Source organism: Rhizobium sp. Root491, from assembly GCF_001427205.1.
GTDB classification, from domain to species: Bacteria; Pseudomonadota; Alphaproteobacteria; order Rhizobiales; family Rhizobiaceae; genus Agrobacterium; species Agrobacterium tumefaciens.
Genome location: NZ_LMFF01000012.1, coordinates 351944 through 365785, shown reverse-complemented (window position 1 = coordinate 365785; position 13842 = coordinate 351944). Strand labels below are relative to the sequence as shown.

The window sequence follows — 13842 nt, the reverse complement described above, 5'->3', positions numbered from 1 at the left end:
GTCGCCTCACATCCTGAATATGCCGAAACGGGTGGGTTCAATCGGCGCGTTCAGCGCGGCCGACAGGCCAAGGCCGAGCACGAGGCGGGTGTCCTTCGGGTCGATGATGCCATCGTCCCACAGCCTTGCACTGGCATAATAGGGGTGACCTTCCCGCTCGTATTTTTCCCGGATCGGCTGTTTGAACGCCTCCTCGCCCTCCTTGGACCAGTGGCGGCCATCCGCCTCGATGCCGTCGCGCCGGATTTGCGCCAGAACGGATGCCGCCTGCTCGCCGCCCATGACGGAAATGCGCGCATTCGGCCACATCCACAAGAAGCGCGGCGAATAGGCGCGCCCGCACATGCCGTAATTGCCCGCACCGAAGGAGCCGCCGATGATGACGGTGAATTTCGGCACTTTAGCCGATGCAACGGCCGTAACGAGCTTGGCGCCATCCTTCGCGATACCATCAGCCTCATAGGCCTTGCCGACCATGAAGCCGGTGATGTTCTGCAGGAAAACCAGGGGAATGCCGCGCTGGCAGCAGAGTTCAATGAAATGCGTGCCCTTCAGCGCCGATTCCGAAAACAGAATGCCGTTATTGGCGACGATGCCGACGGGATAACCGTGGATATGGGCGAAACCACAGACCAGCGTCGTGCCGTAAAGCGCCTTGAACTCGTCGAATTCGGAACCATCCACCAGACGCGCGATGATCTCGCGCATCTCGAAAGGCTTGCGCGTATCGGTGGGCACGATGCCGTAAAGCTCCTCCGATGGATAAAGCGGTTCTGCGGGTTCGCGAATATCCAGCTCCACGCGTTTGCGGCGATTGAGGGTGGAGACGATCCTTCGGGTCAGCGAAAGCGCGTGGCGGTCATCGTGGGCATAGTGATCAGTCACGCCGGATTGCCGCGAATGCACATCCGCGCCACCCAGTTCTTCCGCACTCACCACTTCGCCCGTTGCGGCCTTCACCAGCGGCGGGCCGCCGAGGAAGATCGTGCCCTGATTTTTGACGATCACGGACTGGTCGCTCATAGCAGGCACATAGGCCCCGCCAGCCGTACAGCTTCCCATCACCACGGCGATCTGGGCGATGCCTGCCGCCGACATATTGGCCTGATTGTAAAAGATGCGGCCGAAATGATCGCGGTCGGGAAAAACCTCGTCCTGATTGGGAAGGTTCGCACCGCCGGAATCGACCAGATAAATGCAGGGCAGGTGGTTTTCGGCAGCGATCTCCTGCGCGCGCAGATGTTTCTTGACCGTCAGCGGATAATAGGTGCCGCCTTTCACCGTCGCGTCATTGGCCACGATGACGCATTCACGGCCTGCGACCCGACCGATGCCGGTGACGATGCCGGCGGCCGGAACGGGTTCGTCGTAGACCTCGTATGCTGCGAATTGCGAGAATTCGAGAAACGGACTGCCGGGATCGAGCAGTGCCTCTATCCGGTCGCGCGCAAGCAATTTGCCGCGTGACAGATGCCGTTCGCGCGCCTTGTCGCCGCCGCCCTTGGAGATTTTTTCGACATGCTGCCGCAGGTCATCCACCAGGCCCGACATGAAGGTGACGTTGGCGGAAAAGGTGGGATCGCGGTTCAGACTGGATGTAAGCTTCATCGCATTCCTCACCCGTTGCCTTTGACCAGTTCGCGGCCGATCAGCATCCGGCGGATTTCGCTGGTGCCCGCGCCGATTTCATAAAGCTTGGCGTCCCGAAGCAAGCGACCCGCCGGGCTTTCATTGACATAGCCGGAACCGCCGAGAAGCTGGATTGCATCCAGTGCAACTCGCGTCGCCCGCTCGGCGGCAAACAGGATCGCACCTGCCGCATCCTGCCTTGTGATGCGGCCATTGTCGCAGGCGCGCGCCACGGCATAGACATAGGCGCGGGAGGCGTTCATGGCCGAATAGATATCGGCAAGCTTTCCCTGCACCAGCTGGAATTCGCCGATCGGCTTGCCGAATTGCTTGCGCTCGCGCGCATAGGGTAGCACCAGATCGATAGCCGCCTGCATGATGCCAACAGGGCCGGCAGCCAGCACCGCGCGCTCGTAATCAAGCCCGCTCATCAGCACTGTCACGCCGTCGTTCAAGCGCCCGAGGAGGTTTTCCTCCGGGACCTCGCAATCCGTAAACACCAGTTCGGAGGTGGGTGAGCCGCGCATGCCAAGCTTGTCGAGTTTTTGTGCGGGGCGAAAACCCTTGAAGCCTTTTTCGATCAGAAAGGCCGTGATGCCACGCGCACCGGCGGACATGTCCGTCTTGGCGTATACAACCAGCGTGTCTGCCTCGTGACCGTTGGTGATCCACATCTTTGTGCCGTTCAGCACATAGACGTCGCCCTTACGTTCCGCCTTCAGCCGCATCGAGACGACATCCGAGCCGGCTTCCGTCTCGCTCATGGCGAGCGAACCGACATGCTCGCCCGACACCAGCTTGGGCAGATATCGCCGCTTCTGCTCTTCCGTTCCCCAGCGATGAATCTGGTTGATGCAGAGGTTGGAATGTGCGCCATAGGACAGGCCGATGGACGCGGAAGCGCGGCTTATCTCCTCCATCGCCACGCAATGAGCGAGATAACCCATGTCAGCACCGCCGAATTCCTCCGAAACGGTAATACCGTGCAGACCGAGTTCACCCATCCGCGGCCAGAGCTGGCGCGGAAACTGATCGTTGCGATCGATTTCTGCGGCGAGCGGCGCTATTTCATCGTCTGCGAATGCTCTTGCGCTGTCGCGCAATGCTGCGATTTCCGGGCCGAGATCGGCATCGAAAATGGCGGCGAGGTTCAAACTCATCGCGTCTCCTCCTCCGGACGGCCTTTTATCTCCGTCCCTCTCGTCAGCGGCCAGCACCTCCTCCGTGCTGGCAACTCTCATTTATGGCGCGTCACCCCCGGTGAAGGCGGCGGAACGGCGCACGAATGTCTTGATGGCGAAATTGGACTGGATGCGCGACACACCGGGAACCGTGGTCAGGAAATCCAGAAGCTGCTGATAATGCGGTAGATCCCGCACCATGGCATGAATGAGATAGTCGGAACTGCCGCTCGTCTGGTAGCCGCCCACCACTTCCGGAATGGAGGCGACATGGTGCTCGAACGTCGTCAGCGCTTCCTTGATCTGCCGTTCCAGCGTGACGGAAATGAAGACGCCCATATTGCCGAGCAGCCGGTTCTCATCGAACACGGCGGTATAACCGCGAATGATGCCTTCTTCTTCCAGCTTGCGCACGCGGCGCAGTGTCGGCGTGAAGGAAAGCCCGATCCGGGCCGCCAGATCGCGCCAGCTCACACGCCCGTCATCGCCAAGCACATGGAGAATCTTCTGGTCGAAACTGTCGAGCTCAATCATGGATCATTTGCTCTATGATATGACTAATTGTTGGATCAAAGATATCGCCAATCAAAAAACTGTCAATCAAAATAGCTTTGAAATGAATTCGAGATAGTGATAGCGTTCACGTCAGTCGCGGTCTGGAGGAGATAGCGATGACGGTCGTTCTCTCGGTGGGAGGATGACCAAGGGAGGTGAATTTGGCTGTGCATGACCCTGTCGTTATCGTCGGGGCCGCCCGTACTGCTATGGGTGGGTTCCAGGGCGAATTCAAATCGGTGGCGGCTTCCGATCTCGGGGCGGCGGCGATCCGCGCGGCCGTCGAACGGGCTGCAATTTCTTCCGCTGACATCGACGATGTGCTGATGGGCTGCGTGCTCTCAGCCGGGCAGGGACAGGCTCCTGCCAGACAGGCAGCGATTGCCGCCGCCATTCCCAACTCGGTTGGCGCAACAACAATCAACAAGATGTGTGGCTCGGGCATGAAAGCGATCATGCTGGCACATGACCAGCTTGCGGCGGGAAGCTCTTCCATCGTGCTTGCCGGTGGCATGGAAAGCATGAGCAACGCCCCCTATCTGCTGGACCGCGCCCGCAACGGCTATCGTCTCGGCCACGGAAAGCTCACCGACCACATGTTTCTCGACGGTCTCGAAGACGCCTATGACAAGGGCAGGCTGATGGGGACTTTTGCTGAAGATTGCGCGCAAGAGTATCGATTCACTCGTGCGATGCAGGATGATTTTGCGCTCGCCTCACTGGAACGGGCACGACGCGCCGTAGAGGAAGGTGCGTTCGAAGCGGAAATCGCGCCTGTTGGCGATGATGGCGTGGACGAGTTGCCGGGGAAGGCAAAGCCGGAAAAGATACCGCAGCTGAAGCCCGCCTTTCGCGACGGCGGAACGGTGACGGCGGCGAATTCCAGTTCTATCTCGGATGGTGCAGCCGCTCTCGTTCTCACGCGCCGTTCCGAAGCGGAAAGACGAGGCCTTTCACCGCTGGCGACCATTATCGGTCAGGCATCCCATGCGGATGCACCCGCCAGATATCCGACGGCTCCCATCGGCGCGATGACAAAGCTGTTCGAAAAAACCGGCTGGTCGGCAAAGGATGTCGATCTGTTCGAAATCAACGAGGCTTTCGCGGTTGTGGTGATGGCGGCCATGCGTGATCTCGATCTGCCACATGAGAAGGTGAATGTGCATGGCGGCGCCTGCGCGCTCGGCCATCCCATCGGGGCTTCCGGTGCACGCATCGTCGTCACGTTGCTGGCCGCTTTGCAGCGTCACGGACTGAAACGCGGCGTTGCCGCCGTCTGCATCGGCGGCGGCGAGGCGACTGCGCTTGCGGTCGAGCGGCACTGAAGGGAGGCGGAGATGATCCTGAACGAAGCCCAGCAACAGATCAGGGACATGGCCCGCGATTTCGCCCGCGAGCGGCTTGCCCCCGGTGCTGCCGCGCGCGACCGGGAAAGCCGGTTCCCGAAAGACGAGCTGAAAGAAATGGGTGAGCTCGGCTTTCTCGGCATGCTGGTCTCGGAGGATTATGGCGGGTCGGAAACCGGTGCTGTCGCTTACGCCCTGGCGCTGGAGGAAATCGCTGCCGGTGACGGCGCCTGTTCCACCATCATGAGCGTCCACAATTCGGTTGGCTGCGTGCCGATCCTGAAATTCGGCACGGCAGAGCAGAAGCAGCGTTTCCTCCCCAAGCTCGCCTCCGGCGAATGGATCGGCGGTTTTGCGCTGACCGAACCGCAGGCCGGTTCCGACGCCTCCAATCTGAAGACAAAAGCGCGGCGCGATGGCGACCGCTATATCATCGACGGCGCAAAACAGTTCATCACGTCGGGCAAGAATGGCGATGTCGTCATCGTCTTCGCCGTCACCGATCCTGCTGCTGGCAAAAAAGGTATCACGGCCTTCATCGTGCCGACAGATACGCCCGGTTACGAGGTAATCAGGATCGAGGAAAAACTCGGTCTGCATTCTTCGGATACCTGCCAGATTGCCTTTACCGATATGGCGGTCCCAGCCGAATTGCGGCTCGGTGAAGAGGGGCAGGGGTATCGCATCGCGCTCGCCAATCTGGAAGGCGGTCGTATCGGCATTGCCGCACAGGCGGTTGGCATGGCGCAGGCGGCTTTCGAGGCGGCGCGGGATTATGCCCGCGAGCGCAAGGCCTTCGGGCAAGCCATCATCGAGCATCAGGCCGTTGCGTTCAGGCTTGCGGATATGGCAACGCGCATAACGGCGGCGCGGCAACTGGTGCTGCATGCGGCGGCGCTGAAGGAAGCGGGCGAGCCCTGCCTTTCGGAGGCCTCGATGGCAAAGCTCTTTGCCTCGGAAATGGCGGAGCGTGTCTGCTCGGACGCCATCCAGATTCACGGCGGTTACGGCTACATGGCGGATTATCCGGTGGAGCGGATCTATCGCGATGTACGCATCTGCCAGATTTACGAGGGAACCAGCGATGTCCAGCGCATGGTCATCGCGCGAAACCTCTGAAAATTGTTTCGTCGTCTGGAGGAGATGGCGATGGGAGGAGTAGAATGGATATTACCGAAACCACGCATCTCAGCCTGCATGTTCCCGAACCAGCGGTGCGGCCAGGCGACCAGCCGGATTTCTCCAATGTGAAGATACCCAAGGCCGGCTCCGTGCCACGCCCGGAGGTGGACGCAGCACCTGAAGACATGCGCGATCTGGCCTATTCCATCATCCGCGTCCTCAATCATCAAGGTGAGGCTGTCGGCCCGTGGGCCGGGCTGCTTTCGGATGAGGATTTGCTCGTCGGCCTGAAGAACATGATGCGGCTGCGGGCTTTCGATGCCCGCATGCTGATGGCACAGCGGCAGGGCAAGACCTCCTTTTACATGCAACATCTGGGCGAGGAAGCGGTCAGTTGCGCCTTCCGCAAGGCGCTCTCCAAAGGCGACATGAATTTCCCGACCTACCGGCAGGCCGGTCTGTTGATCGCCGACGATTACCCGCTCGTCACCATGATGAACCAGATCTATTCCAACGAACTGGACCCGCTGCATGGGCGGCAATTGCCGGTTCTTTACTCCTCGAAGGAGCATGGCTTCTTCACCGTGTCGGGCAATCTTGCCACGCAATATGTGCAGGCGGTCGGCTGGGCGATGGCATCTGCCATCAAGGGCGATACGAAGATCGCGGCAGCATGGATCGGTGACGGCTCAACGGCGGAATCGGATTTCCACTCGGCGCTGGTCTTCGCCTCCACCTACAAGGCGCCGGTCATCCTCAACATCGTCAACAACCAATGGGCCATTTCCACCTTTCAGGGTATCGCGCGCGGCGGTTCCGGCACCTTTGCGGCCAGAGGCCTGGGCTTCGGCATTCCGGCGCTCCGGGTCGACGGCAACGATTATCTCGCCGTTTATGCCGTGGCTCGCTGGGCGGTGGAGCGGGCGCGGCGCAATCTCGGACCGACGCTGATCGAATATGTGACCTACCGTGTCGGCGCGCATTCCACTTCCGACGATCCGAGCGCCTATCGCCCCAAGACCGAGTCCGAGGCATGGCCACTGGGTGACCCGGTTCTGCGGTTGAAGAAACATCTCATCCTGCGCGGCGTCTGGTCGGAGGAGCGGCACCGGCAGGCGGAAGCGGAAATTGCCGACGAGGTGCTTGAGGCGCAGCGTGAGGCGGAAAGCCACGGTACGCTGCATGAGGGCCGCAAGCCGCCAAAGAAGGATATTTTCGAGGGCGTTTACGCCGAGATGCCGCCGCATCTCGCCCGCCAGCGCCAGAAGGCAGGGTGGTGAGACATGACAAGAATGACGATGATCGAAGCCGTCCGCAGCGCCATGGATGTGTCCATGGAGCGCAGCGACGATGTGGTGGTATTCGGCGAGGATGTTGGCTATTTCGGCGGCGTGTTTCGTGCGACGCAGGGCTTGCAGGGCAAATATGGCAAGACACGCTGTTTCGACGCGCCGATCAGCGAATCCGGTATTGTCGGCACGGCCATCGGCATGGCCGCTTATGGCCTGCGCCCCTGCGTCGAAATCCAGTTCGCGGATTACATGTACCCGGCCTATGACCAGATCACCCAGGAAGCGGCGCGCATTCGTTATCGCTCCAATGGCGATTTCACCTGCCCCATAGTCCTGCGCATGCCGACCGGCGGCGGCATTTTTGGCGGGCAGACGCATAGTCAGAGCCCGGAGGCGCTTTTTACCCATGTCTGCGGGCTAAAGGTGGTGGTTCCCTCCAATCCTTACGACGCCAAGGGGTTGCTGATCGCCTCGATCGAAGACCCGGATCCGGTGATGTTTCTGGAGCCGAAGCGGCTTTATAACGGCCCCTTCGACGGCCATCACGACCGGCCGGTAACGCCATGGTCGAAGCACGAGATGGGCGAGGTGCCGGAAGGACATTACACCATTCCGATCGGCAAGGCCGAAATCCGCCGCGCCGGGCAGGATGTCACTGTCATCGCTTACGGCACCATGGTGCATGTTGCGCTCGCCGCAGCGGAAGAAACGGGCGTGGATGCCGAGATCATCGATCTGCGCAGCCTTTTGCCACTCGATCTGGACACCATTGTAAAGTCCGTTGCCAAGACCGGTCGCTGCGTCATGGTGCATGAGGCAACGCTCACGTCAGGCTTCGGTGCGGAGGTCGTTTCGCTGGTACAGGAACACTGCTTCTATCATCTGGAAGCACCGGTCGTCCGTGTGGCTGGTTGGGATACGCCTTATCCCCACGCGCAGGAGTGGGATTATTTTCCGGGGCCGGCCCGCGTCGGGCGCGCCCTCGTCGAAGTCATGGAGGCCTGAAGATGGCGGAATTTGTTATCACTATGCCCGATGTCGGCGAAGGTGTGGCGGAAGCCGAACTGGTGGAATGGAACGTCAAACCCGGCGATCCCGTGCACGAGGATATGGTGCTGGCCGCTGTGATGACCGACAAGGCGACGGTTGAAATCCCCTCGCCGGTTGCGGGCGTCGTCACATGGTTGGCAGCGGAGGTGGGTGATACGGTGGCGGTTAAGGCACCGCTGGTGCGCATCGAAACCAATGCCTCCGCTGTTGCTGCTGCCCCCGCGGATGTGACCGAGCCGGAAGCGCCATCCGACATGACGGAAGAGCCGCCAGCGGCTGAAATCCAGCCCGCCCGCGAAATACAGGATGCGCCGCCTTCCCCTGAGGTGGAACACCATAAACCTCTGGCGTCGCCAGCCGTTCGCCAGCGCGCCGACGATCTCGATATCGATCTCGGACAAGTGAGGGGAACAGGGCCGGACGGGCATATCACCCACGCCGATCTCGATACATTTCTGACCGCACGGTCGCAATCTGAGCGGCCCGCTGCGCCGATAGCTTCCCGCGATAGCGCTGTCGAAGAGGTGAAGGTGACAGGGCTGAGGCGCAAGATCGCCGAGAAGATGACGCTGTCCGTCTCCCGCATTCCCCACATCACCTACGTCGAGGAAATCGACGTGACCGATCTGGAGGATTTGCGCACGACCATGAATGGCAACCGCCGGCCAGGACAGCCGAAACTGACGATCCTGCCGTTCCTGATGCGCGCACTTGTGAAAACGGTCGCCGATCATCCCGGCATGAATGCCACCTTCGATGACGAAAAAGGGGTCGTCAGTCACTACGAAGCGGTGCATATCGGCATAGCCACGCAGACACCTACAGGGCTGATGGTCCCGGTCGTTCGCCACACGGAAGCGCTCGGCCTTTGGGAGTGTGCTGCTGAAGTTGTGCGCGTGGCCGAGGCGGCGCGCAACGGTGCCGCGCAACGGGACGAATTGACGGGGTCCACCATCACCATCAGCTCGCTTGGCCCCCTTGGCGGTATCGTTTCGACGCCCATCATCAATCACCCGGAGGTGGCGATCATCGGCGTGAACAAGATCGTGACGCGACCGGTCTGGGATGGCAGCGGTTTCGTGCCGCGCAAGATGATGAACCTCTCCTCCAGTTTCGATCACCGGGTCGTAGACGGCTGGGATGCCGCCGTCTTCATTCAGGCTATCAAGGCGCTGCTGGAAAAGCCGGCGCTGATCTTCATCGACGGCTGAGCTTCGTTCGAAAAGCATTTTCTTCCGTGAAGCACTTCAGCTTCACGGAACTGTTTCGGTGTCGGTATAGGCTTGCGTTCGCGATCTTCGAGTATAGAAGAGAAAGAACGAGAAGCGTGTTTTCTCATCATGATCATAGTGGCGGACGGGGGCGCTCCGGTGCCCAGCGCTTCGCTGTTCGTCGGCAACCGAATGAAGAAGAAGGTCCTTTCATGAGCACTCCCAAACCCGTTGTCCTGACTATTCTCGATGGCTGGGGACTGAGCGAGGACACGTCCAGCAATGCACCGGTACTGGCAAACACGCCCACCATGGATCGGCTTTTCGCCACCTGCCCGAATGCGCGGCTGACCACCTTCGGCCCGAATGTCGGCCTGCCCACCGGGCAAATGGGCAATTCGGAAGTTGGACACACCAATATCGGCGCCGGTCGCATCGTCGCCATGGATCTTGGCCAGATCGATCTGGCTATCGAAGACGGCAGCTTTTTCAGGAATGCTGCGATGCTCGATTTCGCCGCCAAGGTGAAGGCTGCGGGCGGCGTGGCGCATGTGATGTGCGTCGTTTCCGATGGCGGCGTTCACGGTCATATCGTCCACGGTCGGGCGGCGGTGAAGCTGCTGACCGATCTGGGTTTGAAGGTCGTCGTGCACGCCATCACCGATGGTCGCGATGTTGCGCCGCAGTCCGCGGAAGGCTTCGTCGCCGCATTTGCGGCAAGTCTGCCGCAAGGCGCCAGCATTGGCACGGTGATCGGCCGTTATTATGCGATGGACCGCGATAATCGCTGGGAGCGCGTTGAAAAGGCCTATGACGCCATGGTTCTCGGCCGGGGCGAACATGCGCCGGACGCGGTGAGCGCCGTTGCCGCAAGCTACAAAAATGATGTTACGGACGAATTCATCCTGCCAACGGTCATCGGTGGTTACGAAGGCTTCAAATCCGGCGACGGTCTCTTCTGCCTGAATTTCCGTGCCGACCGCGCTCGTGAAATCCTGCTTGCCATCGGTGCGGACGATTTCGACGGGTTCGTGCGTGAAAAGCCAGTGCTTTCGGCGCTGCTTGGCATGGTGGAATATTCCACCAAACATGCGACCTTCATGACGACGGCTTACCCTAAGCGCGATATCGAAAATACGTTGGGCGCCTGGGTTGCCAAGCAGGGTCTGCGGCAGTTCCGTCTGGCCGAGACGGAAAAATATCCGCATGTCACTTTCTTCCTGAATGGTGGCAAGGAAGAACCTGAAGTGGGCGAAGACCGCTTCATGCCGAAGTCTCCCAAGGTTGCGACCTACGATCTGCAGCCGGAAATGAGCGCGCCTGAGGTGACGGAGAAATTCGTCGAGGCGATCGGCAAGGGTTACGATCTCATCGTCACCAATTACGCCAATCCCGACATGGTGGGCCATACCGGCGATCTGCAAGCCGCGATCAAGGCTTGCGAAGCCGTGGACCGGGGGCTCGCCGCAGTCGTTGCCGCTCTGGAAAAGGTTGGCGGCGCCATGCTGGTGATTGCCGACCACGGTAATTGCGAAACCATGGTCGACCCGGTAACCGGTGGCCCGCACACCGCGCACACCACCAATCCGGTGCCGGTGATCCTGTTCGGCGGACCTGAAGGCGCGAAGCTGCATGACGGTATCCTTGCCGATGTCGCTCCCACGCTGCTGCAATTGATGAATGTGCCGCTGCCTGCGGAAATGACAGGCAAAAGCCTGATTGACCTGTAATCCGGCGACGATGCGCGAGAGCCTGCTGCTCTCGCGCATGTCCAGGCGAGGCGGAAATGCCTACCGTTTGGCGTAGATTCGGTCGTGAACGAGCATGCCGGCGATCATGGCGCAAACGAAGAGAATGACCGGCATTAGGCCGAGAGCAAGCGCCGATATTGCCGGGCCGGGGCAGAAACCGGCAAACCCCCAGCCTGCGCCGAACATAGCCGAGCCCACAACCAACGGCGCGTCGACCCGAGTTTTGGCGGCAAGGTGAAATTCCGCACTGAGAACTGGTTTGGCAAGGAAACGGCACAACAGAACGCCCGGCACGGCGACCAAAACCGCGCCGCCGAGAACGAACATCAGGCTCGGATCCCAATGGCCGCTTGCCACGTCGAGAAAGCCTGAAACGCGGGCAGGATCGATCATGCCGGACAGGGAGAGGCCAAATCCGAACAGTGCCCCGGCCGCAAGTGCCACCACGAAACGCGCCATGACCTGATTTTTCATGACAGCGCTCCGGTTATCGTCGCGGCAAGGATACCGGTGATCAGGAAGATGGCAGTGGCGGTGATGGAGCGCCGGGAAAATCGTGCAAGACCCATGATGCCATGGCCGGATGTGCAGCCGGATCCCATGCGCGTACCGAACCCCACCAGCAGCCCAGCAATGACGATCAGCGGCCAGGGTGCAGATATGGTGAGCGCGGGAAAGCGGCCGAATGCGGCGGCGTAAAGATAGGGGCCTGTCAGCAAACCTGCGACGAAGGCCACATCCGTCAAGCGCCGTTCCTTGCCGAGCACATTGCCCAGGATGCCGCTGATACCGGCGATGCGGCCGTTAAAGAGAAACAGAAGAATACTCGCGAGGCCGAGCAGCATACCGCCGAATAGAGAGGGCCAATAGGCTGTCACGGGTTTTCCTCCGGCGCACAGAAGATGGTATAGAGAGCCTCGATCAGCTGCGCCGCTTTTTCCTCGGTTAACCGGTAGAAGATCTGTTTGGCCTCGCGCCGCGTTTCAACAACGCCCGCCTCACGCAAAACCCCAAGCTGCTGGGAAAGTGTAGGCTGGCGGATATCCAGCTTGGCTTCCAGCTCGCCAACGGAAAACTCCCCCTGCGCCAGCGTGCAGGCGAGCATCAGCCGCGCGGGATGGGCAAGCGTCTTCAAGAGTATGGCGACCTCGACTGCGCGTTCCTCCATCTCGGCAAGCGGGATTTCGGTGATATCAGGTATCTGTTTCCGCATGTTTTCCTTTACCATGTGCTGCCCTCCAGCACGTCGAGCGGGAATTTCAGATAACGTTTGCCATTGGCCTCCGGCTCAGGCAGGCGCCCGCCACGGATATTGACCTGCAAGGCGTGCAGAATGAGCTTCGGCATCGGCAAGGTGCGATCCCGCGCCTCGCGCAGCTGGATGAAGCCTTCCTCTGTCATGCCAGCCAAATGCGGATTGCCGCGTTTCTGTTCTCCAACAGTGCTTTCCCATTTGGGCGCGCGGCCACCGGGTTGATAGTCGTGGCCGGTGAAAAGCCGCGTTTCGTCGGGAAGGGCGAGGATGTCCTGAATGGATGCCCACAGTTCTCTGGCGCTGCCGCCTGGAAAATCGGCGCGCGCCGTGCCGGAATCAGGCATGAAAAGCGTGTTATGCACGAATGCGGCGTCGCCCACCACGTAGGTTACGGAGGCAAGTGTATGTCCGGGTGAAAACAGCACGCGAGCTTCCAGCGAGCCGATGGTGAACCGGTCTCCCGCTTCAAACAGCCGGTCCCATTGCGAGCCGTCTGTTTCAAGATCGGGCCAGTTATATTTCTCCTGCCACAGCCGCTGCACACCGGTGACCTTGGCGCCGATTGCCGTTTTCGCGCCGGTTCTTTGGCTGAGATAGTGGGCGGCGGAAAAATGGTCGGCATGCGGATGCGTGTCCAGAACCCATTCCACCGACAGGCCTTGCTCCTTGACATAGGCCAGAATGGCATCGGCATTCACCGTGCCGGTCGCCCCCGATTTCTCGTCGAAATCGTAGACCGGATCGATGATGGCGCAGCGCCGGGTTGCGGGGTCGGAAACGACATATTGCACGCTCGATGTGCTCGGGTCGAAGAAAGCCTTGACGTGCGGCTTTGCCGCAGCCTGCCGCTCCAGCCAGCGGACGGCGCCGGAAAGATCGAAACCATGCTGTTGGCCGAAAGTCGTGATCTCGCTTTGTTTCATGCGCCCGTCCAGCGCTTCGCCAAGCACATAGAGGGTCAGTGCTCGCGCTCCACCCTTGCAATGGGCGAAGACGGGGCCTTTTGCCTCGGTCATCGTCTGCTGAAAGGCACGAATATCGGCTTCGGTAATAGTCGGGCCATTGACCGGAATGAAACTGTAGGCAAGACCCGCAGCATTGGCGGCGCTTTTTTCATGTTCATTGCCCGGCTGGCCGGGCTCTTCGCCATCCGGCCGGGCATTGATGATGCTTTTGTAGCCCTGATCGGAAAGCGATGAAAAGTCGGAGATATCCGGTTGGCCTGCGACCGTCAGACGTTCGTTGATCCTCACGACACTCATCGGTTTCTCCTGTTGTTCTAAATTAATATACGTTATCATATAATGTATATTGTTCGGCTGCAACAGACGGAAGAGAAAATTTCAGAGGCGGCGATTTCCTGTGTTCGCGACGAAATCACAAGCTCGCCCGAAGGGGATCGAGCAAGTGTGCTTTTTCGGGAAGCCCGCAGGTGAGTGTGGGCGGGGGC

The 13842-nt window shown here is 60.2% G+C and carries 13 protein-coding genes; 6 read left to right on the top strand and 7 right to left on the bottom strand.

What is annotated here, in order from left to right; all coding sequences use genetic code 11:
- Positions 1-6: 6 nt before the first annotated feature.
- The 3 genes from ASD46_RS12590 to ASD46_RS12580 all read right to left on the bottom strand — a co-directional run bounded on the left by ASD46_RS12590 (position 7) and on the right by ASD46_RS12580 (position 3344).
- Positions 7-1608 carry a carboxyl transferase domain-containing protein gene (locus ASD46_RS12590; RefSeq protein ID WP_060642353.1) on the bottom strand — a complete coding sequence of 534 codons (1602 nt, stop codon included), beginning with the start codon at positions 1606-1608 and terminating at the stop codon, positions 7-9.
- Between the two features lie 8 nt (positions 1609-1616).
- Positions 1617-2789: an isovaleryl-CoA dehydrogenase gene (locus ASD46_RS12585; protein ID WP_035199562.1), complete on the bottom strand. Its 1173-nt coding sequence runs from the start codon at positions 2787-2789 to the stop codon at positions 1617-1619.
- An 81-nt stretch (positions 2790-2870) separates the two neighbouring features.
- A complete protein-coding gene (locus ASD46_RS12580; protein ID WP_003500312.1) occupies positions 2871-3344 on the bottom strand; it encodes an Lrp/AsnC family transcriptional regulator in 474 nt (157 codons plus the stop codon).
- Between the two features lie 182 nt (positions 3345-3526).
- Between ASD46_RS12580 and ASD46_RS12575 the strand changes: the two genes are divergently transcribed.
- The 6 genes from ASD46_RS12575 to gpmI all read left to right on the top strand — a co-directional run bounded on the left by ASD46_RS12575 (position 3527) and on the right by gpmI (position 11116).
- The gene (locus ASD46_RS12575) at positions 3527-4690 is read left to right on the top strand and encodes an acetyl-CoA C-acyltransferase (protein WP_082546207.1); all 1164 of its coding nucleotides are present in this window, start codon (positions 3527-3529) and stop codon (positions 4688-4690) included.
- A 12-nt stretch (positions 4691-4702) separates the two neighbouring features.
- Complete coding sequence (locus ASD46_RS12570; RefSeq protein WP_060642351.1) at positions 4703-5830, top strand: acyl-CoA dehydrogenase family protein; 1128 nt, start codon at positions 4703-4705, stop codon at positions 5828-5830.
- 44 nt (positions 5831-5874) lie between these two features.
- The gene (locus tag ASD46_RS12565) at positions 5875-7113 is read left to right on the top strand and encodes a 3-methyl-2-oxobutanoate dehydrogenase (2-methylpropanoyl-transferring) subunit alpha (protein WP_003511177.1); all 1239 of its coding nucleotides are present in this window, start codon (positions 5875-5877) and stop codon (positions 7111-7113) included.
- Between the two features lie 3 nt (positions 7114-7116).
- Complete coding sequence (locus ASD46_RS12560) at positions 7117-8130, top strand: alpha-ketoacid dehydrogenase subunit beta (protein ID WP_013761697.1); 1014 nt, start codon at positions 7117-7119, stop codon at positions 8128-8130.
- Positions 8131-8132: 2 nt separating this feature from the next.
- Positions 8133-9386, top strand: a complete 1254-nt coding sequence (locus ASD46_RS12555) for a dihydrolipoamide acetyltransferase family protein (protein ID WP_060642350.1) — start codon at positions 8133-8135, stop codon at positions 9384-9386.
- Between the two features lie 212 nt (positions 9387-9598).
- Entirely contained in the window at positions 9599-11116 is a 1518-nt protein-coding gene (gene gpmI, locus ASD46_RS12550; RefSeq protein ID WP_060642349.1) for a 2,3-bisphosphoglycerate-independent phosphoglycerate mutase, read from the top strand.
- Between the two features lie 60 nt (positions 11117-11176).
- Here the strand turns inward: gpmI and ASD46_RS12545 are convergent, their stop codons facing one another.
- Genes ASD46_RS12545 through blh form a run of 4 tightly spaced genes read right to left on the bottom strand, consistent with a single transcriptional unit; the run spans position 11177 to position 13654 of the window.
- Complete coding sequence (locus tag ASD46_RS12545) at positions 11177-11611, bottom strand: YeeE/YedE family protein (RefSeq protein WP_060642348.1); 435 nt, start codon at positions 11609-11611, stop codon at positions 11177-11179.
- On the bottom strand, positions 11608-12015 hold the full coding sequence (locus ASD46_RS12540) for a YeeE/YedE family protein (RefSeq protein WP_003511172.1): 408 nt from the start codon (positions 12013-12015) through the stop codon (positions 11608-11610). Before ASD46_RS12540 ends, ASD46_RS12545 begins: the two co-directional genes overlap by 4 nt.
- Entirely contained in the window at positions 12012-12365 is a 354-nt protein-coding gene (bigR, locus tag ASD46_RS12535; protein ID WP_003511171.1) for a sulfite-sensing transcriptional repressor BigR, read from the bottom strand. Before bigR ends, ASD46_RS12540 begins: the two co-directional genes overlap by 4 nt.
- Complete coding sequence (gene blh, locus ASD46_RS12530) at positions 12359-13654, bottom strand: bifunctional sulfur transferase/dioxygenase Blh (protein ID WP_060642347.1); 1296 nt, start codon at positions 13652-13654, stop codon at positions 12359-12361. The genes bigR and blh overlap by 7 nt, the downstream gene beginning before the upstream one ends.
- Positions 13655-13842: the final 188 nt, after the last annotated feature.